This window comes from Microbacterium sp. JZ37 (assembly GCF_035188445.1).
In the GTDB taxonomy this organism is placed as follows: domain Bacteria; phylum Actinomycetota; class Actinomycetes; order Actinomycetales; family Microbacteriaceae; genus Microbacterium; species Microbacterium barkeri.
In genome coordinates this window covers 3,470,494-3,489,570 of the sequence record NZ_CP045253.1, presented here as the reverse complement: position 1 = coordinate 3,489,570, position 19,077 = coordinate 3,470,494, and the positions used below count along the sequence as shown (strand labels likewise).

Annotated in this window: 22 protein-coding genes; 19 read left to right on the top strand and 3 right to left on the bottom strand. The window is 69.4% G+C overall.

All coding sequences use genetic code 11. The features are described from left to right. Window positions 1-258 precede the first annotated feature (258 nt). The 13 genes from rpmH to GC092_RS16065 all read left to right on the top strand — a co-directional run bounded on the left by rpmH (window position 259) and on the right by GC092_RS16065 (window position 9,639). The gene (rpmH, locus tag GC092_RS16125) at window positions 259-396 is read left to right on the top strand and encodes a 50S ribosomal protein L34 (RefSeq protein WP_156242570.1); all 138 of its coding nucleotides are present in this window, start codon (window positions 259-261) and stop codon (window positions 394-396) included. 16 nt (window positions 397-412) lie between these two features. Next, a complete protein-coding gene (gene rnpA / locus GC092_RS16120; protein ID WP_271172529.1) occupies window positions 413-751 on the top strand; it encodes a ribonuclease P protein component in 339 nt (112 codons plus the stop codon). Then, the gene (yidD, locus tag GC092_RS16115) at window positions 748-1,098 is read left to right on the top strand and encodes a membrane protein insertion efficiency factor YidD (RefSeq protein WP_271172530.1); all 351 of its coding nucleotides are present in this window, start codon (window positions 748-750) and stop codon (window positions 1,096-1,098) included. Before rnpA ends, yidD begins: the two co-directional genes overlap by 4 nt. Before the next feature lie 5 nt (window positions 1,099-1,103). Then, window positions 1,104-2,135 carry a membrane protein insertase YidC gene (gene yidC / locus GC092_RS16110; protein WP_324013305.1) on the top strand — a complete coding sequence of 344 codons (1,032 nt, stop codon included), beginning with the start codon at window positions 1,104-1,106 and terminating at the stop codon, window positions 2,133-2,135. Between the two features lie 41 nt (window positions 2,136-2,176). Beyond that, window positions 2,177-2,671 (top strand): Jag family protein, encoded by a 495-nt coding sequence (locus GC092_RS16105; RefSeq protein ID WP_324013303.1) that lies wholly within the window; start codon window positions 2,177-2,179, stop codon window positions 2,669-2,671. Next, window positions 2,671-3,318 (top strand): 16S rRNA (guanine(527)-N(7))-methyltransferase RsmG, encoded by a 648-nt coding sequence (gene rsmG, locus GC092_RS16100; protein ID WP_271172533.1) that lies wholly within the window; start codon window positions 2,671-2,673, stop codon window positions 3,316-3,318. The genes GC092_RS16105 and rsmG overlap by 1 nt, the downstream gene beginning before the upstream one ends. A gap of 77 nt (window positions 3,319-3,395) precedes the next feature. Continuing rightward, window positions 3,396-4,211: a class I SAM-dependent methyltransferase gene (locus GC092_RS16095; protein WP_324013301.1), complete on the top strand. Its 816-nt coding sequence runs from the start codon at window positions 3,396-3,398 to the stop codon at window positions 4,209-4,211. Between the two features lie 1,250 nt (window positions 4,212-5,461). After that, window positions 5,462-6,388, top strand: a complete 927-nt coding sequence (locus GC092_RS16090; protein ID WP_271172535.1) for a ParA family protein — start codon at window positions 5,462-5,464, stop codon at window positions 6,386-6,388. After that, a complete protein-coding gene (locus GC092_RS16085) occupies window positions 6,388-7,401 on the top strand; it encodes a ParB/RepB/Spo0J family partition protein (protein WP_324013300.1) in 1,014 nt (337 codons plus the stop codon). The genes GC092_RS16090 and GC092_RS16085 overlap by 1 nt, the downstream gene beginning before the upstream one ends. 22 nt (window positions 7,402-7,423) lie before the next feature. Next, window positions 7,424-7,822 (top strand): VOC family protein, encoded by a 399-nt coding sequence (locus GC092_RS16080; RefSeq protein WP_324013299.1) that lies wholly within the window; start codon window positions 7,424-7,426, stop codon window positions 7,820-7,822. Window positions 7,823-7,939: 117 nt separating this feature from the next. Next, window positions 7,940-8,857, top strand: a complete 918-nt coding sequence (locus GC092_RS16075; protein WP_324013298.1) for an SDR family oxidoreductase — start codon at window positions 7,940-7,942, stop codon at window positions 8,855-8,857. Between the two features lie 14 nt (window positions 8,858-8,871). Then, the gene (locus tag GC092_RS16070; protein WP_271172539.1) at window positions 8,872-9,129 is read left to right on the top strand and encodes a DUF7218 family protein; all 258 of its coding nucleotides are present in this window, start codon (window positions 8,872-8,874) and stop codon (window positions 9,127-9,129) included. Window positions 9,130-9,285: 156 nt separating this feature from the next. Further along, window positions 9,286-9,639: a tryptophan synthase subunit alpha gene (locus tag GC092_RS16065; protein WP_324013296.1), complete on the top strand. Its 354-nt coding sequence runs from the start codon at window positions 9,286-9,288 to the stop codon at window positions 9,637-9,639. Window positions 9,640-9,720: 81 nt separating this feature from the next. Here the strand turns inward: GC092_RS16065 and trxA are convergent, their stop codons facing one another. The 3 genes from trxA to GC092_RS16050 all read right to left on the bottom strand — a co-directional run bounded on the left by trxA (window position 9,721) and on the right by GC092_RS16050 (window position 12,214). After that, window positions 9,721-10,047 carry a thioredoxin gene (gene trxA / locus GC092_RS16060; protein ID WP_271172540.1) on the bottom strand — a complete coding sequence of 109 codons (327 nt, stop codon included), beginning with the start codon at window positions 10,045-10,047 and terminating at the stop codon, window positions 9,721-9,723. A gap of 62 nt (window positions 10,048-10,109) precedes the next feature. Then, window positions 10,110-11,078, bottom strand: a complete 969-nt coding sequence (gene trxB, locus GC092_RS16055; RefSeq protein WP_324013293.1) for a thioredoxin-disulfide reductase — start codon at window positions 11,076-11,078, stop codon at window positions 10,110-10,112. A gap of 74 nt (window positions 11,079-11,152) precedes the next feature. Continuing rightward, a complete protein-coding gene (locus GC092_RS16050; protein WP_324013292.1) occupies window positions 11,153-12,214 on the bottom strand; it encodes a LacI family DNA-binding transcriptional regulator in 1,062 nt (353 codons plus the stop codon). A gap of 118 nt (window positions 12,215-12,332) precedes the next feature. Between GC092_RS16050 and GC092_RS16045 the strand changes: the two genes are divergently transcribed. The 6 genes from GC092_RS16045 (at window position 12,333) to GC092_RS16020 (ending at window position 18,993) form a co-directional block, all read left to right on the top strand. Further along, window positions 12,333-13,262, top strand: a complete 930-nt coding sequence (locus GC092_RS16045; RefSeq protein WP_324014934.1) for a carbohydrate ABC transporter permease — start codon at window positions 12,333-12,335, stop codon at window positions 13,260-13,262. A 1-nt stretch (window position 13,263) separates the two neighbouring features. Further along, a complete protein-coding gene (locus tag GC092_RS16040; RefSeq protein ID WP_271172542.1) occupies window positions 13,264-14,175 on the top strand; it encodes a carbohydrate ABC transporter permease in 912 nt (303 codons plus the stop codon). A 34-nt stretch (window positions 14,176-14,209) separates the two neighbouring features. Beyond that, the gene (locus GC092_RS16035; RefSeq protein WP_324013290.1) at window positions 14,210-15,529 is read left to right on the top strand and encodes an ABC transporter substrate-binding protein; all 1,320 of its coding nucleotides are present in this window, start codon (window positions 14,210-14,212) and stop codon (window positions 15,527-15,529) included. Window positions 15,530-15,627: 98 nt separating this feature from the next. Beyond that, window positions 15,628-17,637, top strand: coding sequence for a beta-galactosidase (locus GC092_RS16030; RefSeq protein ID WP_324013288.1), 2,010 nt, complete (start codon window positions 15,628-15,630; stop codon window positions 17,635-17,637). Window positions 17,638-17,698: 61 nt separating this feature from the next. Beyond that, complete coding sequence (locus tag GC092_RS16025; protein WP_324013287.1) at window positions 17,699-18,220, top strand: PadR family transcriptional regulator; 522 nt, start codon at window positions 17,699-17,701, stop codon at window positions 18,218-18,220. Next, entirely contained in the window at window positions 18,217-18,993 is a 777-nt protein-coding gene (locus tag GC092_RS16020; RefSeq protein WP_324013286.1) for an alpha/beta fold hydrolase, read from the top strand. Before GC092_RS16025 ends, GC092_RS16020 begins: the two co-directional genes overlap by 4 nt. The last annotated feature ends 84 nt before the right edge of the window (window positions 18,994-19,077 follow it).

Sequence of the window (19,077 nt, the reverse complement as noted above, 5' to 3'; positions counted from 1 at the left end):
GGCCTCCCCTAGCCTGTGGATAACTTCGTGACACGCTAGTGGATGGACGGCGAACGGCAAACTCCGTCTTGGCGCGCGCTCGCGTGTTCCTGCGGGCGCGGATCCGACACTGTGGAGATACTGTCAGGTTGTCCGCCTCATTTGCAGGATCGCCCTCGGTCGGCGTACTCTAAATCGGTTGACTTATGCCCTTCCGGGCTCCACCAACTCTCGTCTCCGGTCACATGATTCCGGTGACCATCCCTCCGGAGTGATTCCATGAGCAAGCGCACTTTCCAGCCCAACAACCGCCGTCGTGCCAAGAAGCACGGCTTCCGCGCTCGTATGCGCACCCGCGCCGGCCGCGCCATCCTCGCCGCACGTCGCGGCAAGGGTCGCGTCGAGCTCTCGGCGTAATCCCGACGACGAGTCCGTGCTCGCGAGGCCGCATCGCCTGGTCCTCGGCGCCGACTATCGCAAGGTCGTGCGTCGAGGCTCTCGATGCGCCGGTGCGTCGACCGTGACGCACGTCGTGCACTCCTTCGAGGAGCGCGCGCCGCGGTTCGGATTCATCGTCAGCAAGGCCGTCGGCAACGCCGTCACGCGGAACACCGTGCGCCGCCGCCTCAAGGCGGTGTGCGCGGAGGCGCTTCCGGACGTGCGACCGGGGGCCGATGTCGTCATCCGCGCCCTGCCCTCGGCGGCCGACGCCACCTTCCAGGAGCTCCGCTCCGAGGTGACGCGCTGCCTCGCGCGCAAGGCGGCGGCATGAGCGTGCTGCCCGCGTCGGCCACAGGGTCGGCGCGGTTTCGCGTATCCGACGCCGTTCGGGCGCTCCCGCTGCTGCCGCGCAACGCCGGCCTCGTGCTCCTGCATGGATATCGCGCGACGATCTCGCACCTCTACGGCGACGTCTGCAAGTACTACCCCTCCTGCTCCGCATACGCGGTGACGGCCGTGCAGCAGCACGGTCTCGTGAAAGGATCGGGACTGGCGGCGATGCGCATCGCCCGGTGCCACCCGTGGGCTGCGGGCGGCGAAGACGACGTGACGCCGCACCCGCGCTTCCGCTACGACCTCACCCGTCACGGCTTCGTCGTGCCGCTACGAAAGGACTGACCTCCGTGGACTTCCTCGGAATCATCCTCTGGCCCATCCGCTGGGTCATCGAAATGATCCTCGTCGGCTGGCACGCCGTCCTGACCTTCTTCGGCATGCCGGTGGACGGCGGACTCACCTGGGTCCTCTCGATCGCCGGCGTCGTCGTCATCGTGCGCACGGCTCTGATCCCGCTCTTCGTGAAGCAGATCAAGAGCCAGCGCAAGATGATGGAAATCGCTCCTGAGATGAAGAAGATCCAGGAGAAGTACCGGGGCAAGCGCGATCAGCTCTCTCGCGAGGCGATGAGCCGCGAGACCATGGCGCTGTACAAGAAGCACGGCACGACGCCGGTGTCGAGCTGCCTGCCTCTGCTCGTGCAGATGCCGGTCTTCTTCTCGCTGTACTACACGCTGTACGACATCAAGGCGCACGCGGCGGCGAACAAGGGCGGCGTCGGTCTGCTGTCGCCGGAGCTCACGCAGCAGTTCAACGACGCGAAGCTCTTTGACATCGCCCCGCTGAGCGAGACGCTCGTCGACGCCATCCAGCACCGCCCGGACGGCTGGGTCGGCACCACGATCATCCTCGTGATCATGGTCGCGCTGATGATCGCGACGCAGTTCTTCACGCAGCTGCAGATCGTCTCGAAGAACCTCTCGCCCGAGGCCAAGACGGGCCAGGCGTACCAGATGCAGCGCATCATGCTCTACATCATCCCGTTCGCGATGATCTTCTCGGGCGTCTTCTTCCCGCTCGGCGTCGTCTCGTACTGGTTCTTCAACAACCTCTGGACCATGTGCCAGCAGTTCCTCGTGATCCGCGAGCTGCCGACGCCCGGCTCGGATGCCGCGAAGGAGCGCGAGGCGCGTCTGGCCCGCAAGGGCAAGGCGATCAACAGCCAGGGCAAGGTCGTCACGATCGCCGAGTACGAGGCCGAGCAGCAGGAGCTGCTGCGCAAGGCCGAGGAGGCCCGCGCGAAGCAGCCCAAGCGCCAGCAGCCCATGAGCGCGAAGCGCGCGAAGAAGCAGCAGCGGCCCGACGGCGCGTCGAGCTGACGCCCCCTTCCGCCCGGACCGGCCACACGAGAATGGACGCCATGAACACGCAGCCCGCCACCGCGGCCGACGCCCCCACCGAGGCCGACCTCGAGCGCGAGGGCGACGTCGCCGCCGACTTCCTCGAGGGCCTTCTCGACATCGCCGACATCGACGGCGACCTCACGCTCGACGTGCGCCAGGGGCGCGCGTACGTGTCGGTCGAGTCGGACGACGCGTCGCTGCGCGTGATCTCGCACCCGGACACCGTGCAGGCTCTGCAGGAGCTCACCCGGCTCGCGGTGCAGAGCGAGACCGGTGCCTTCTCGCGGCTCATCCTGGACATCGGCGGCTCGCGCGACGTCCGCCGTCGACAGCTCGAGACCCTCGTCGACGCGGCCGTCGCGAAGCTCGAGGAGGGCGCCACGCAGGCGTCCCTTCCGTCGATGTCGTCGTACGAGCGCAAGCTCGTGCACGACATCGCGGCGGACCGCGGTCTCGTCTCGGAGTCGTACGGCGAGGGACCCGACCGCCACACGGTCATCCGCCGCGGGTGATGGTCTCCTCCCCCGCCGGCCTCGAGGCCGAGCCCGCCGAGGCGGCCGCGCTCTTCGGAGATCGGATCGATCTGGCGCGCACGTACACGCAGGCACTCGCCGAGCACGGCGAGGAGCGCGGGCTGATCGGCCCCCTCGAGGTTCCGCGCCTCTGGTCGCGCCACATCCTCAACTCCGCCGTGACGGCACCCCTCTTCCCCGAGGGCGGACGCGTCGGCGACGTGGGGTCGGGTGCCGGTCTGCCGGGGCTCGTGCTCGCGATCGCGCGGCCGGACGTGCAGTGGGTGCTCATCGAGCCGATGGAGCGTCGCACGACCTGGCTCAACGAGCAGGTTGCGGCGCTCGGCCTCGACAACGTCGTGGTCGAACGCGCACGCGCCGAAGAAGCGGGGCGCTGGGAGGGTGTGCTCGACGCCGTCACGGCACGCGCGGTGTCGGCGCTGAGGACGCTCATCCCCTGGACTGCTCCGCTCGTGCGCGACGGCGGAGAGCTGATCCTCCTCAAGGGGCAGAGCGCTCCGAACGAGATCGATGCCGCGGCGAAGGCCATCCGGAAGTACAAGCTCTCGGATGTCCGCGTCGAGATGGTCGGCGAGGGCACGATCTCCGAGCCCACGCGGGTCGTGCGCGCTCTCGTCCGCGCGTAATTGGCCGCTGACCTGGGATTCCCTTCGTTGCACGACTGATGATGTCTCCGGGCGCTGCCTCTCGGTAGCCTCGGAGCATGGATCAACGCGAGCGTGACGAACGCATCCGCGCGTACTACGGGGAGCATTTCGACGAGGGCGAGCGCCTGTCCTCGCGATCGGCGGCGGGTCGACTTGAGTTCCTCCGTGTTCAGTCGCTGGTCCGCGCCCGGCTGCAGCCCGCGTCGACCGTGCTGGACGTCGGCGGGGCGACCGGCACGCATGCGCGCTGGCTGGTTGCGGACGGGCATGCCGTGACCCTGGTCGATCCGGTGCCTGCCCAGGTCGACGTCGCTGCCCGCATCCCCGAGGTGAGGGCTCTGGTCGGGGATGCACGTTCTCTGGAAGACGTCGATGCGAGCGCGGACGCGGTGATCATGCTCGGGCCGCTCTACCACCTGCAGGATCGGGCCGATCGGCTGCGCGCGTTGACTGAGGCGCTTCGCGTCCTGCGCCCGGGTGGCGTCGTGTTCGCGGGAGCGATCTCTCGTCTCTCTGCACTGACCAAGACGGTGCTGGCTCGTGGATTCCGCGATCTGCCCGCGGATGAGGTGCGCGTGCTGGTCGAGAACGGAGCCACGGCGGGATCGCTCGAGCCCGCCGCGGGGCGCTTTCCGGGTGGCCATCATCACACGGCCGCGGAGCTCTCCCACGAGCTTTCGGAGGCTGGCTTCGTGGACGTGGAGATCGTGGGGCTGGAAGGTCCCGGCGGGATGGGTCTCGAACTGATGGCGCCGGACGAGGAGGTGGTCGCGGCCGGGGACGTGCTTGCGAAGCGCCTTGAGGCGATTCCGTATGGCCCGGACCTGTCACCGCACCTTCTCGGCATCGCGTCGAGACCGCACGAGGTGTGAGTCGCTGCGCACCCGGCGCGGTCCTGGGTGCAGATGTGTTTCACGTGAAACCCTTTCGGGAGTGGTTGGGTCGCTCGCGTGTGTGCACCGGGTTCGTGTGGCGTTTCATGTGAAACGCCACGGCCCCTCGCGGATCGCATCGCTACTTCGCGGGATTGCTCCTGGATGCGTGGCCGGCCACGCTCTCGGGCGCTGACGATACGGAGTGACGGGCGGCGGGAGTGGCCGTGCGCGACATCGATGAATCTGGATCTTCCGGTTCACCGCGAGTACGCGCCCGGATCGGACGATCACGAGGATCCCGGAGCGCATTGCGCCCCGGGTGGCGCCGTGGAACCGGGTGTACCGGCGGTCGCCCGCACGCGCACGCCACTCGGCACTGAAGTCGAGGAGATGACGCGTTTCACGTGAAACATTGCGGAGCGCGGCGACCGCGGTCGCGGCCAGCGGGTGTCGCGCGAGCTGTCGCGCCCCATGCCGTCCCGAGGCGCGTATGTCCGGAGGAGATGGCGCGTTGTGAGGATCGCGAGGGGTTTCACGTGAAACAGAGCCATGTTGGTCCGTGTGGGCGCCACCTTGAAGACGGAAGCGACGCCTCGGACTCGGCAGCGTGAGAAATCTGGGAGAGCGACGAGACGTCGATGTGGAGGCCCGCTTGGTCGTGGGCGCTGCCCGCCCGTTCCCGGGCCGCACCCGCGCTCTGCACGAATCTCACTCGTCAGATCCAGTGCAACGCGGTCGTCTCCGTGATTCGATGTGGGACGTTCCTCGATGCCTTCTGCCCGTCGGTCTCCCCCGCGGTGGCGACGTTGGGCCCTCCGCTCGCCCTGCATCGACTCCGGAGATGCGGTTGGGTAGACCGGGCGCTCGAGATCAGCCCGGTCGGGACGTTTCACGTGAAACACGGGGACGGCCGACCGCTTCGGACCGCAACTTCGAGCGGAGCCCGAGCTCGCCGCTCTGCAACACGCCGAGCCACCCCGCGCCCATCTCTATTGCATGGGTTCGATGGCTCGTGCCGCCGCTCTGAGGTTCGAGTGCGGCATTGCTGCGCGCGATGTTTCACGTGAAACGCTGCGGGCCGCCGCGCGAGAACCGGACCGGCAGTGCGGCGGCGCCGTGATCGACGCGACGTTTCACGTGAAACATCCCGCCGGCACCAACACCCAGCCTCTACCTGGGTGCCCCTGCAGGCGTGGCGGGGTATCGCCCGTTAGAGTGGAGAGCGTCTGCTCGCGGCGAAGGGATGAGTGTTTCACGTGAAACAGTCCGGCAACATCACGGAGCCTGACGACAGTCCGATCGCGCGGGAGCTGGCCGACCTCACAGCCCGTCGCCGCGCGCTTGCGGACGTCGAGGTGTCGTTCACCGGCCCCACTCGGATCATGACGATCTCGAACCAGAAGGGCGGGGTCGGCAAGACCACGACGACAGTGAACATCGCTGCCGCGATCGCCTCGCTGGGTGGTCGTGTCCTCGTGATCGACCTCGATCCGCAGGGGAACGCGTCGACGGCGCTCGGTGTCCCCCACAACGCCGAGAGCCCGAGCATCTACGACGTCCTGATCGACGACGTTCCGCTGAAGGATGTCGTCCAGCAGAGCCCTGAGGGGGAGACGCTGGTGTGTGCACCGAGCAACATCCACCTCGCCGGCGCCGAGATCGAGCTGGTCACGCAGGTCGCCCGTGAGCAGCGGCTGAAGACCGCGCTGGCGGAGTATCTCGAGGATCGCGAGGAGCGTCTCGACTTCGTCCTGATCGACTGCCCTCCCTCGCTCGGGCTCCTCACGATCAACGCATTCACGGCAGCGACCGAGGTGTTCCTCCCGATTCAGTGCGAGTACTACGCGCTTGAGGGACTGAGCCAGCTCCTCGGGAACGTGAAGATGATCCAGAAGCACCTCAATCCGCGCCTGCGTCTGTCGACCATCCTTCTCACCATGTTCGACGCGCGCACGCGTCTGTCTCAGCAGGTCGCCGACGAGGTGCGAGGGCACTTCACGGGCGAGGTGCTCGACACCGTCATTCCGCGCTCCGTGCGCGTCTCCGAGGCACCGAGCTTCGGGCAGACGGTCATCACATACGACGGCAACTCCGCAGGTGCGATCGCGTACCGCGAGGCCGCGCTCGAGATCGTGCGACGCGGAAGCGCGGACGCGAAGGAAGGGGAATCCTGATGGCGAAACGTACTGGCCTGGGTCGCGGCATCGGAGCGCTCATTCCGACCTCGGAGCTGAGCGACGAGCGTCCCGTCGACGTCTTCTTCCCGTCGTCGACGAAGACCAAGGGCTCGAGCGCCGGCGAGACGTCGCCCCGGAAGCGCGCGTCGAAGGAGGAGGCCTCCCCCGCGTCGGGCGAAGAGCTCGTCGAGGTCCCGGGTGCGCGCCTCGTGCACATCGACCCGAAGGCGATCGTCCCCAACCCGCGTCAGCCGCGCACGAACTTCGACCCCGACGACCTCGCCGAGCTCGTCCACAGTGTGAAGGAGTTCGGCGTCCTGCAGCCGGTCGTCGTGCGCGACAAGGGCGACGGGACGTACGAGCTCATCATGGGCGAGCGCCGCACGCGAGCGTCGCGAGAGGCGGGACTGACCGAGATCCCGGCGATCATCCGCGACACGGCGGATGAGGACCTCCTGCGCGACGCCCTGCTGGAGAACCTCCACCGGTCGCAGCTGAATCCGCTCGAGGAGGCGTCCGCGTACCAGCAGCTCCTCGAGGACTTCGGGATCACGCAGGAGAAGCTCGCGACTCGGATCGGGCGCTCGCGCCCCCAGATCAGCAACACCATCCGTCTCCTCCGGCTGCCGGTGCCCGTGCAGCAGCGAGTGGCAGCGGGCGTGCTCAGCGCCGGCCACGCGCGCGCCATACTCTCCCTCGAGACCGAGGAGCAGATGCAGCAGCTCGCGGACAAGATCGTCAACGAGGATCTGTCCGTCCGCGCTGCCGAGGCAGCGGCCAAGCAGATCGCCGCAGCCGGGACCGCAGCGCCCCAGCGCACTCCTCGCCCTCAGGGCGGAGCGCGGCGCGCCTACCTCGATGAAGTGGCGACGCGACTCGGCGACCGGCTGAGCACGAAGGTCCGGATCAAGCTGACGGCGAGAAAAGGCCAGGTCACGATTGATTTCGCTTCGATCCAGGATCTCAACCGGATGCTCGAGGAGATCGGCGAGACCGCTTACGGCGAGTGAGGGTGGCGGCTAGCGTGGTCGCATGACCGCGCCCACGCCGTACATCCTCTTCCCCGGCACCTGCCGAGAGGCGCTGGAGCACTATCGCGCTGTGTTCGGCGGTGAGCTCGAACTCCACACGTACGGCGAGTTCGGGCGCACCGACGGCCCTGCCGACGACGTCGCGCACGGCGATCTCCTCGGGCCCGTCTCGCTTCAGGGCGCCGACGCCGGCGCGGACGAGGACGCGGTCGCGCTGACCGGGGTCATGCTGTCGCTCCTGGGGCGATCTGACGCGGCTACGCTGCACCGCTGGTTCGATGCGCTGGCCGAGGGCGGAACCATCGTCTCGCGGCTCGAGAGGCGCCCCTGGGGCGACTGGGACGGGATCGTCGTGGATGCGCACGGGCTGCGCTGGCTGATCGGCTACCGCGGGGCCTGAGCGCTGTCCGTAGGGCATGCGCCGCACGACCGTCAAGGGGTTTCGAGCAGAGTCACGGATTCGTAACGTCGAAACCGCACGACCTGTCGAGACACCGAGCCGGGAGGACGAAGCCCCATGGAGACGACCGAGAACGCAGGCACGAGCGGAGCGCAGAGCGGGCAGGACCCCCGCGACGCGAAGGACGGGGGCCCCTTCCCCGAGCAGGAGCAGGAGACGCAGCCGGGGCTGACCGAGGAGATGACCCCCGAGCCCGACCACGGCGAGTCGAGCTGGGTCGGTCGAGGCCGCCTGATCGGGCGCAAGGCGCTCATCACGGGCGGCGACTCGGGCATCGGCCGCGCGGTCGCGCTCGCGTACGCGCGAGAGGGCGCGGATGTCGCGATCGCGCACCTTCCCGAGGAGGAGGCCGACGCAGCCGAGACGCGGCGTCTCGTCGAGGCGGAGGGTCGCGTCTGCGCGACATTCGCCGTCGACCTCACCTCCGAGCAGGAGACCGTCGAGCTCGTGCGCGCGGCGCGCGAGGCCCTCGGCGGCATCGACATCCTCATTCCCAACGCCGCCTACCAGAAGCAGCGCGACGGCATCGAGTCGATGCAGGTGTCGGAGATCGAGCGCGTGTTCCACACGAACCTCGTCTCCGCCATCGTGCTGGCCCGCGAGGCCGTGTCGCACATGCCGGCAGGCGGCTCGATCATCGTCACGACGTCGATCCAGGCGTCCGAGCCCTCCCCCGGGCTGCTCGACTACGCCATGAGCAAGGCCGCTCTCGTGGCCTATGCGCAGGCTCTGGCGCAGGAGCTGGCCGAGAAGGGCATCCGGGTCAACGCAGTCGCTCCTGGCCCCATCTGGACGCCGCTGATCCCCGCGACGGGCTTCCCCGCCGACAAGGTGAAGACCTTCGGCTCGGACACCCCGCTCGGCCGGGCCGGCCAGCCGGCCGAGCTCGCGGGCGCCTACGTGTACCTCGCGAGCGACGAGGCGACGTATGTCACCGGTGCGGTCATCCCGGTCACCGGGGGCCGCCCCTTCTGAGAGGAGGCACGCAGATGCCCAACCCGAGGATCAAGGACGAGAAGCTCTACGAGGAGCTCCGCGAGGACGGTGCGTCGGCCGAGAAGGCCGCACGCATCGCGAACGCGGCCGCGCGAGACGGCCGGAGCTCGGTCGGCAAGCGCGGCGGCAAGGCGGAGGACTACGAGGAGCGCACGGTGCCGGAGCTGAAGAAGCGCGCGAAGGAGCTCGGAATCGAGGGGTACTCCAAGCTCCGCAAGGGCGAGCTCATCGACCGGCTCCGCAACCACTGAGCCGCCCGCGGCCGCACTCTGCATGTCTCACTCGGCGAGGCCATCCGGACCCGGATCCCTCGTCGAGTGAGACATGCAGAGTCGGGAAGCGCGGTAGAGCGGGCGGAATGGGGTGCGCGCGGCCCTCGTGCGCGTGCACGCGCGTACGCTTGACGGGTGGAGCTGCCCGCCGAATCCCTCCCCCGCCGCCGCGCGAGCGTCGAGGTGCTGCGCGCCGAGGCGGCCGACGAACTCGCGGCCCTCATCCACGAGCGGCTGCGCGAGGGCGAGGATCCCTGGGACTTCATGGAGGACCTCCCCACGGTCGACGAGCTCGTCGTCTTCACGCTCCGGGCTGAGCACATCGAGGCGGATGGCGGCCTGCGGCCTACGCACGCGCGCAATCAGCGCGTGCTGCGGCTCATCGCGGCCGAGTACCCCGAGCTCACGAAGGCCGTCTGGCGGCTCATCGGCCAGGAGAACACCCATCGCCGCTGGGACGCCGTCGTCCGGGTCGTGGATCGCGGCTGACACGGCGAAGCCGCCCTGCGGACGGATCCGCAGGACGGCTTCGAGGTGCACGCGGCGCAGGATTCGCTCCTGCGCGGAGTCTCAGCCCAGGTAGGGGGCGAGATCCTGCTCGAGCGCGAACTTCGGCTTGGCGCCGATGATGGTCGAGGCGACCTCGCCGTTCTGGAAGACCTTCATCGCCGGGATCGACGTGATCTGGTACTTCATCGCGAGGTCGGGGTTCTCGTCGACGTTGAGCTTGAGGATGGTGATCTTGTCGGGGTTCTCGGCCTGGATCTCGTCCAGGACGGGCGCGACCATGCGGCACGGACCGCACCAGGCGGCCCAGAAGTCGACCAGCACCGGGCCGTCGGCCTGGAGCACATCCTGCTCGAAAGTGGCCGACGAAGTGGCCTTGACGTTGCTCATGGGATCTCCTTGTTCAGCAGCTAAGGGGGAGAACACCGGATGGCGGTGCGATGTTCCCCGGGTCAGGCTTCGACCAGCTGGTCCTCGGTCGGGGCCGGCTCTCCCGCGTCGCCCAGCGACGCGAGGAAGTGCTCGGCGTCGAGCGCGGCGACCGTGCCGGACGCGGCCGCGGTGACCGCCTGACGGTACGACGGGTCGATCACGTCGCCGGCGGCGAACACGCCGCGCGCGGACGTGCGCGACGAGCGGCCGTCGACCGCGATCGTGCCGTCCGCCGTCAGCTCGAGCTTGTCGTGGACGAGGTGCGTGCGGGGGTCGTTGCCGATCGCCACGAACAGGCCGTCGAGCGCGAGGTCGCGGGTCTCGCCGGTGACGGTGTCACGCAGTGTCACGCCCTCCACGGCCGACTCACCGCGCACGTCGGCGACCTCGGCGTTCCACACGAACTCGATCTTCTCGTTCGCGAAGGCGCGATCCTGCATGATCTTGGAGGCCTTGAGGCTGTCGCGGCGGTGGATCACGTAGACCTTCGACGCGAACTTCGTGAGGAACGTCGCCTCCTCCATCGCCGAGTCGCCGCCGCCCACGACCGCGATCTCCTTCTCGCGGAAGAAGAATCCGTCGCAGGTCGCGCACCACGAGACGCCGTGACCGGACAGGCGCTCCTCGCCGGGCACGCCGAGCTTGCGATAGGCGGAGCCCGTGGCGAAGATGACCGCCTGGGCCTCCTCCACGGCGCCGCTGCCGAGCGTGACGCGCTTCACATCGCCCGCGAGGTCGAGCTCGGTCACGTCGTCATAGCGGACCTCGGCGCCGAAGCGCTCAGCCTGCTCCTGCATCTTCTGCATGAGCTCGGGGCCCATGATGCCCTCGGGGAACCCGGGGAAGTTCTCGACCTCGGTCGTGTTCATGAGCTCGCCGCCCACTTCGACCGAGCTGGCCACGACGAGCGGCTGCAGGTTCGCGCGCGCCGCGTAGATCGCCGCCGTGAATCCGGCCGGGCCTGATCCGATGATGATGAGCTGTCGCACGCGCGCCTCCTGAGGTGTCTGGATGACTCAACCCATGGTACGTCCGTGGTATTCCATAGATATTCGTCAATGTATCAGGATGGCCGCGCCGGCGGGGCGGTGCTCTCGCGCACGACGAGCTCGGTCGGCACGACGTCGACCCCCGGTCGGCTCTCGGCTCCGGTCCGCAGCTGAGCGAGAGCGGCCGCGACGGCCCGTCGACCGGCGTCCGCGAAGTCCTGATGCACGGACGTGAGCGGCGGGTCGTACGCGACCGCGTCGGCCGTGTCGTCGAAGCCCACCACGCTCACGTCGTCGGGCACGCGGCGCCCGGCCTCCCGCAGCGCACGGTAGAGGCCGAGCGCCATCTGATCGTTCGCGCAGAAGACGGCCGTGCACGACGGATCCGCGGCGAGAGTCCGCCCGATCTCGTAGCCGGACTGCGCCGACCAGTCGCCGCGGAGCAGCGGCGGCACGTCGCGCCCGGCGCGCTCGAGCGTCTGCCGCCATCCGTCCGCGCGGCGCTGCGCGGGATGCGACTCCTCGGGGCCGGTCAGATGCCACACCGTGCGGTGTCCGAGCGAGAGCAGGTGCTCGGTCGCCTGGCGCGCGCCGTCGAACTGATCGGTGTCGACCACGACGTGGGTGTCATCCGCGCTCGTGTCCATGAGCACGATCGGCACCCCCGGCGGGACGAGCGTCTCCGCGCGATCCAGCAGCTGCTTCTCGATGTTGAGGATGAGCGCGTCGACGGCGAGCTCCTGGAGGCGCGAGTACACGCGCTTGACGCCGCCCTCGGCCTGCGCGCGGAGCGGGATGAGCGTGGTCGTGTACCCCTCGACGGCAGCCGAGTGCGCGATCGCCTCGATCGTGCGGATGTCTCCGATCGTCGACAGGGTGCTGGAGACCACGCCGATCGTCCGGAAGGACCCGAGCTTGAGCGCGCGCGCCGCGCTGTTGGGCCGGTAGCCGAGCTCGTCCATCGCCGCGATGACCAGCTCGCGGGTCTCGTCGAGCACCCCGCCGAAGCCGTTCGCCACGCGCGAGACGGTCTGCGCCGAGACGCCGGCATGGGCCGCGACATCGGCCATCGACACGCGGCGTCCCTCGGAGGTGCGGCGTCGGCGCCGGGGGCGGGGGGAAGCGTCTTCGTCCATCGTCCTGAAACCGTATCGTGACCCCGCCGAGTTGCGCGCTCATCGATGTCGCGTACGATGTTTACGCAAACATAGCTGTTCCCACACTCCTGTCGACGCAGCGGAGGACCCCAGGATGATGACGACGTCGCCTGCCGTCTCGGTGAAGCCACCGGGCCGGGCGCAGACGAGAGCCGCGCGCCATGCACGCGGCCGATGGACCGGATGGGGGTTCCTCGCTCCGTTCATGATCGTGTTCGCGGTCGTCTTCCTCGCCCCGATCGCGTACTCGATCTACCTCAGCCTCTTCCGCTCGCAGCTCGTCGGCGGCACGGTCTTCGTCGGCCTCGACAACTACGTCGCGGCGTTCTCCGACGCCGCGTTCTGGGAGGGCTTCGTCCGCGTGGCGCTGTTCCTCGTCGTGCAGGTGCCCATCATGCTGTGCATCTCGCTCATCGCCGCTCTCGCGATCGACAGCGGCCGCCTGTACGGACGGGACTTCTTCCGCATCGGCATCTTCCTGCCCTACGCAGTGCCGGCCGTCGTCGCCGCGTTCATGTGGGGCTTCATGTACGGCGAGCGCTTCGGGCTCGTCGGCAACCTCGAGGACCTGCTCGGCATCGCGCTCCCCGAGCTGCTCTCCCCCGACCTCGTGCTCGCGTCGATCGGCAACATCGTCACGTGGGAGTTCGCGGGCTACAACATGCTCATCTTCTACTCGGCGCTGCGTGTCATCCCGACCTCTCTCTACGAGGCGGCGGCGATCGACGGCGCGAGCCAGTTCCGGGTCATCCGTGCGATCAAGCTCCCGGCCATCCGCGGATCCCTCGTGGTGGCGACGATCTTCTCGATCATCGGCAGCTTCCAGCTCTTCAACGAGCCGAGCATCATGCAGTCGCTCGCGCCGAACGCGATCACGACCTCGTTCACGCCCAACCTGTACGCCTACAACCTCGCGTTCTCGGGTCAGCAGCTCAACTACTCCGCGACCGTCGCGATCATCATGGGCGTGATCACGATGGTCATCGCCTACGTCGTGCAGCTGCGCGGGATGCGGAAGGCCGACTGACATGTCCACCACGAGCCTCGTCACCCTCCGCCCCGGCGCTCGCGCGCGCCGCCCGCTCGGCACGATCGACCGCCCGCGTCGCAGCGTGCTCCTGACCGCGCTGACCGCGATCATCCTCATCTACTCGCTCATCCCGCTCGTCTGGCTCTTCATCAACGCATCGAAGACGCAGGACGACCTCTTCACGACGTTCGGCCTCTGGTTCGGCGACGAGTTCGCGCTGTTCGACAACATCGGCCGCGCGCTCACGTACGACGACGGCATCTTCCTGCGCTGGTTCGCGAACACCCTCCTGTACGTGATCGTGGGCGCGGGCGGGGCGACCCTGCTCGCCGTCCTCGGCGGCTACGCCCTCGCGAAGTACGACTTCCCGGGGAAGAAGGCCGTGTTCGCGGTCGTCATCGGAGCGGTCGCCGTGCCCGGCACCGCCCTGGCCGTGCCGACCTTCCTCATGTTCAGCGAGATGGGCCTCACGAACACGCCGTGGTCCGTCATCGTCCCGTCGCTCATCTCGCCGTTCGGCCTCTACCTCATGTGGACCTTCGCGAGCGAGGCCATCCCGACCGAGCTCATGGAGGCCGCGCGGATCGACGGCGCCAGCGAGTTCCGGATCTTCTGGCAGGTCGCGCTGCGCCTGCTCGCTCCCGGGATGGTCACGGTGCTGCTGTTCACGATGGTCGCCACGTGGAACAACTACTTCCTGCCGCTCATCATGCTGCGCGACCCCGACTGGTACCCGCTCATCATCGGCCTCAACCAGTGGAACGCGCAGGCCGCGACCGCCGGCGGCACGGCGATCTTCGACCTCGTCCTGACCGGGTCGCTCCTCACGATCGTCCCGCTCATCATCGCCTTCCTCTTCCTCCAGCGCTTCTGGCAGTCCGGCCTCGCGGCCGGGTCCGTCAAGGAGTGACCGTCCTCACCCATCACAAAGGAGTGCCAACCGCATGAACCGCACCTTCCGCCGCCTGGGCCGCCGCGCCCTCATCGGCACCGCCTTCACGGGCGTCGCAGCCCTCGCCCTCGCCGGGTGCTCGGGCGGCGCCGCCGACCCCGACACCGCTGCCGAGGAGGGCGGCGAGCTCACCGTCTGGGCCTGGGATCCGACCGTCGAGACCATCGCGGACGCATACCAGGAGGAGCACCCCGACGTCACGATCGACGTCGTCAACGTCGGCACCGGCAACGACCAGTACACCGCTCTGCAGAACGCCATCACCGCCGGATCCGGTGCCCCCGACCTCGCCCAGGTCGAGTACTACGCGCTGCCGCAGTTCGCGATCGGCGAGTCGCTCGCCGACCTGACGGAGTTCGGCGCGGCCGATCTCGCCGACGCGTTCGCTCCGGGGCCCTGGAACGCCGTGAACTACGGCGGAACGGGCGTCTGGGGCCTGCCCCTCGACTCGGGCCCGATGGCGCTGTTCTACAACCAGGCCGTCTTCGACGAGCACGGCATCGAGGTGCCGACCACGTGGGACGAGTACCTCGAGGCCGCGCGCGCTCTCCACGAGGCGGACCCCGACCTCTACATCACGAACGACACGGGTGACGCGGGCTTCGCGACCTCGATGATCTGGCAGGCGGGCGGTCAGCCGTTCCAGGTCGACGGCACCGACGTCTCGATCGACCTCGCCGACGAGGGCTCCACGCGCTTCGCCGAGTACTGGCAGCAGCTCGTCGAGGAGGACCTCGTCGCGCCGATCAGCTCGTGGAGCGACGAGTGGTACCAGGGTCTCGGCAACGGCACGATCGCGACGCTCACCATCGGCGCGTGGATGCCCGGCAACTTCGAGACCGGCGTTCCGGACGCGGCGGGAGACTGGCGCGTCGCGCCCATGCCGCAGTGGGAGGAGGGCGGCACCGCGACCGCCGAGAACGGCGGGAGCGCGATGAGCGTGCTCGAGAGCAGCGAGAGCAAGGCGCTCGCCTACGACTTCCTCGAGTTCGCCGCGAACGGCGACGGCGTGCAGCTGCGCATCGACGGCGGCGGGTTCCCCGCGACGGTCGCGGACCTCGAGTCGGAGGAGTTCCTCGCGAAGGAGTTCGAGTACTTCGGCGGTCAGACCGTGAACGAGGTTCTCTCCGAGTCGTCGGCCAACGTCGTCGAGGGCTGGGAGTACCTGCCGTTCCAGGTGTACGCGAACAGCGTGTTCAACGACTCCGTCGGCAAGGCGTACGTCGGCGACACGACGATCGCCGAGGGCCTCGCCGAGTGGCAGCAGACCCTCGTGAAGTACGGAGCCGACCAGGGCTTCACGGTCGAGTAGCCGCGACCTCCCCTCGCGGGGTGCGTCGCGACCGCGACGCACCCCGCGCCTCGTCCCGCACCATCCGCCGGACCATCCCCATGACAAGGAGCCGATCCATGCAGACGCACCGCTGGCTGCGCACCCCCGAAGGCACGACGCGACGCATCTCGTACGGGGCCGACTACAACCCCGAGCAGTGGCCCCGAGAGGTGTGGGACGAGGATGTCCGCCTCATGCGCGAGGCGGGCGTCGACGTCGTCTCGGTCGGGATCTTCTCGTGGGCGAAGATCCAGCCGGCAGAGGACACGTGGGACTTCGCGTGGCTCGACGAGGTCATCGACCTGCTGCACGCGAACGGGATCGGCGTCGACCTGGCGACGGCCACGGCGTCGCCTCCGCCGTGGCTCACGATCAAGCACCCCGAGGTGCTCCCCGTCACGCACCACGGGCACATCCTCTCCCCCGGCGCGCGTCAGCACTGGCGCCCGACGTCGCCGGTCTTCCGCGGCTACGCCCTCCGCCTCGTCGAGGCGCTCGCCGAGCGCTACCGGGACCATCCGGCGCTCGTCGCGTGGCACGTCAACAACGAGCTCGGCTGCCACAACGCGTGGGACTACTCGGATGACGCGGCGCGCGCCTTCCGCGGATGGCTCGAGAGGCGATACGGCACGATCGAGCGACTCAACCACGCGTGGGGCACGGCGTTCTGGTCGCAGCAGTACGGATCCTTCTCCGAGATCCTCCCGCCGCGCGAAGTCGACTCGCATCCGAACCCGACGCAGCAGCTCGACTTCAAGCGCTTCTCGTCCGACGCACTCAAGGAGCACTTCATCGCCGAGCGCGATCTGCTGCGGCGGATCACCCCCGACATCCCCATCACGACGAACTTCATGGTGATGGGCGAGACGCAGCACGCGGACTACGCCGACTGGGCGCACGAGCTCGACTTCGTCTCGAACGACCACTACCGGCACCCCGGGCCGCAGTCGTACGACGAGCTGGCCTTCTCGGCGGCGCTCGTCTCGGGCATCTCGCATCGCCGCCCGTGGTTCCTCATGGAGCACTCGACGAGCGCGGTCAACTGGCAGAGCGTGAACCGCCCGAAGCGCGAAGGTGAGCTCGTCCGCGACTCGCTCACCCATGTCGCCCACGGAGCGGACGCCGTCTGCTACTTCCAGTGGCGCCAGTCGGCGGCGGGGGCGGAGAAGTACCACTCGGCGATGGTGCCGCACGCCGGCCCCGACAGCCGGGTGTTCCGCTCGGTCGTCGAGCTCGGCGCGACGCTGCGGCGCCTCGACGACATCGCGGGCGCCGAGGCCGTGCCGGCTCCTGTCGCCATCCTGTTCGACTGGGACTCGTGGTGGGGCAGCGAGCTCGACTCCCACCCCACCGAGCTGCTGCGGTACCGGCAGGAGGCCCTCGACTGGTGGACCGCCCTGCGGGATGCCGGCGTGCGCGTCGACGTCGTGCCCGCCGACGTCGACCTCTCGGGCTACCGCCTCGTCATCGCCCCTGTGCTCTACGCCGTCCCGGCCGCGCTCGCGGAGACGCTGGCGGCCTACGTCGAGGCGGGCGGGCACCTCGTCACGACGTACTTCTCGGGTGCCGTGAACGAGGACGACCGCGCGTGGCTCGGCGGCTACCCCGGCGCGTTCCGGGAGCTGCTCGGCGTGCGCGTGGAGGAGTTCCGTCCTCTGTACGACGGCGAGACCATCCGCCTCGACTCCGGCGCGATCGGCACCCTCTGGAGCGAGCCCGTCGACCTCGTGGACCCGGGCGTCGAGGTGCTCGCGCGCTACGCGGAGTCCGAGCTCGACGGCTCCCCCGCCGTCACGCGGCGCGCCGTCGGCGCAGGATCCGCCGCCTACGTCTCGACGCGCCTCGGCGCCGAGGGGCTCGCCACGATCGTCCCCGCACTGCTCGAGGGCGCGGGCGTCGAGAGCGAGCTGCCGGAGGCTCTGCGCGGGCGAGCCGCGCTCACGCTGCGCGGCTCCGACGGTGCCCGCTTCGCGTTCGTGCTCAATCGCACGGATGACGAGCTGCCTCTCGACGGGGTCGCCGGCGCGCCGCTCCTCGGCGGGGAGACCCTGCCTCCGCGCGGCGTGGCCGTGTTCCGCCAGGACTGAGGGGCGAGGGCTCGCACCGAACTAGTAGACAAGTCAACTAGATGTGTTGTCTACTAGGGGCGTGACCCTCTCCCGCATCATCCTCGGCCTGCTCGCTCTCGCGCCGATGACCGGCTACGACCTCAAGCGGCATTTCGACTCCACCGCCCGGCACTTCTGGGCGGCCGACAAGGCGCAGATCTACCGGACGCTCGCGCGCCTCGTGGACGACGGGCTGGCGGCCGTCGAGGTCGTGCCCGGTGCGGGCGCGCCCGACCGCCAGGTGCATCGCATCACGGCGGAGGGGCGGGCGGCGCTCGCCGAATGGCTGGTCTCGCCCGTCGAGGCGCATGCCGACCGCGACCCGTTCCTCGCGCGTCTCTTCTTCGCCGACGGGCTCGAGCCGGAGGCTCTCCGTCGACTTCTCGCGGTGCGCCGTCAGGAGGCGGAGGAGCTCCTCGCGCACTTCGAGAGCATCCGAGAAACGACGGGCGCACCCCGCGATCGCGCTGCCCGCTTCCGTCTGGCGACGCTCGCGAACGGCATCGCGCACATGCGGGCGGAACTCGCCTGGCTCGACGAGATCGAGGCGGACCTGCCATGAGCGCCTTCCCCGTCATCCACCCGGCGCATGCGGAGACGGGCACTCGGCCCCTCGTGCTCCTCCACGGCGGGAACGTCGCCAACTGGATGTGGGCGCCGCAGGTCGAGGCGTTCCGCGACCGGCTGGTCCTCACGCCGGATCTGCCGGGGTTCGGCGCGCGCACGGCGGAGGACTGGCCCGGCCTCGACGCCGTCGCGGATGACGTCGTCGCGCAGGTGCGGTCGGCCGGGGTCGGCGGCGCGTTCGACCTCGTCGGACTGTCGCTGGGCGGAGTCGTGGCCCTCCGGCTGCTGGCCCGGCACGGGGCGGATGTGCCGCGAGCGCTCGTGACGGGGGCTCCGCTCACGGGTGTGGGGCGCAGCGCGCGGGCCATCACCGCGCTGCAACTCGCCCTGTGGGACGCCGCCTGGTTCTGGCGTGCGCAGGCCGCGGCCTTCCGGCTGCCGGAGGATGCCCGCGAGGAGTTCGTGCGGCACGGGCTCTCGGTGCGGAAGGAGAACGCCCGTGCGATGTCGGCCGATGTCGACGCGGGCCGCGTGCCGACGGGTCTCGGCGCCTACGGCGGCGCCCTCCTCGCGGTCGCCGGGGAACGCGAGCCGGCCGTCGTGCGCCGGTCCCTCGCCGTGCTCCGGGCAGCGCTGCCGACCGCGCGGACGGGCCTCGTCCCTCGGATGCACCACGTCTGGAACGTCGAGGATGTCCCCCTGTTCAACGACGTCGTGCGCGAGTGGATGGATGGCCGGATGGACCCGCGGATCGCGCGCGCCGACTGAGCCCGAGAGCCGGGGAGGCAGGTCTCGCGGAGATTCTGACCACGACTCCCCGTTCTGCCCGGGTGGAACTGCCCGCCTGGCGTG

What these genes read in the sequence shown, in the direction of transcription:
- GC092_RS16045 (WP_324014934.1), top strand. Translation starts at nt 12,333, where the DNA reads ATGACGACGTCGCCTGCCGTCTCGGTGAAGCCACCGGGCCGGGCGCAG.
- rpmH (WP_156242570.1), top strand. Translation starts at nt 259, where the DNA reads ATGAGCAAGCGCACTTTCCAGCCCAACAACCGCCGTCGTGCCAAGAAG.
- GC092_RS16095 (WP_324013301.1), top strand. Translation starts at nt 3,396, where the DNA reads ATGGATCAACGCGAGCGTGACGAACGCATCCGCGCGTACTACGGGGAG.
- GC092_RS16020 (WP_324013286.1), top strand. Translation starts at nt 18,217, where the DNA reads ATGAGCGCCTTCCCCGTCATCCACCCGGCGCATGCGGAGACGGGCACT.
- GC092_RS16050 (WP_324013292.1), bottom strand. Translation starts at nt 12,214, where the DNA reads ATGGACGAAGACGCTTCCCCCCGCCCCCGGCGCCGACGCCGCACCTCC.
- GC092_RS16035 (WP_324013290.1), top strand. Translation starts at nt 14,210, where the DNA reads ATGAACCGCACCTTCCGCCGCCTGGGCCGCCGCGCCCTCATCGGCACC.
- GC092_RS16040 (WP_271172542.1), top strand. Translation starts at nt 13,264, where the DNA reads ATGTCCACCACGAGCCTCGTCACCCTCCGCCCCGGCGCTCGCGCGCGC.
- GC092_RS16070 (WP_271172539.1), top strand. Translation starts at nt 8,872, where the DNA reads ATGCCCAACCCGAGGATCAAGGACGAGAAGCTCTACGAGGAGCTCCGC.
- GC092_RS16080 (WP_324013299.1), top strand. Translation starts at nt 7,424, where the DNA reads ATGACCGCGCCCACGCCGTACATCCTCTTCCCCGGCACCTGCCGAGAG.
- GC092_RS16105 (WP_324013303.1), top strand. Translation starts at nt 2,177, where the DNA reads ATGAACACGCAGCCCGCCACCGCGGCCGACGCCCCCACCGAGGCCGAC.
- yidD (WP_271172530.1), top strand. Translation starts at nt 748, where the DNA reads ATGAGCGTGCTGCCCGCGTCGGCCACAGGGTCGGCGCGGTTTCGCGTA.
- GC092_RS16075 (WP_324013298.1), top strand. Translation starts at nt 7,940, where the DNA reads ATGGAGACGACCGAGAACGCAGGCACGAGCGGAGCGCAGAGCGGGCAG.
- GC092_RS16085 (WP_324013300.1), top strand. Translation starts at nt 6,388, where the DNA reads ATGGCGAAACGTACTGGCCTGGGTCGCGGCATCGGAGCGCTCATTCCG.
- GC092_RS16030 (WP_324013288.1), top strand. Translation starts at nt 15,628, where the DNA reads ATGCAGACGCACCGCTGGCTGCGCACCCCCGAAGGCACGACGCGACGC.
- trxA (WP_271172540.1), bottom strand. Translation starts at nt 10,047, where the DNA reads ATGAGCAACGTCAAGGCCACTTCGTCGGCCACTTTCGAGCAGGATGTG.
- rsmG (WP_271172533.1), top strand. Translation starts at nt 2,671, where the DNA reads ATGGTCTCCTCCCCCGCCGGCCTCGAGGCCGAGCCCGCCGAGGCGGCC.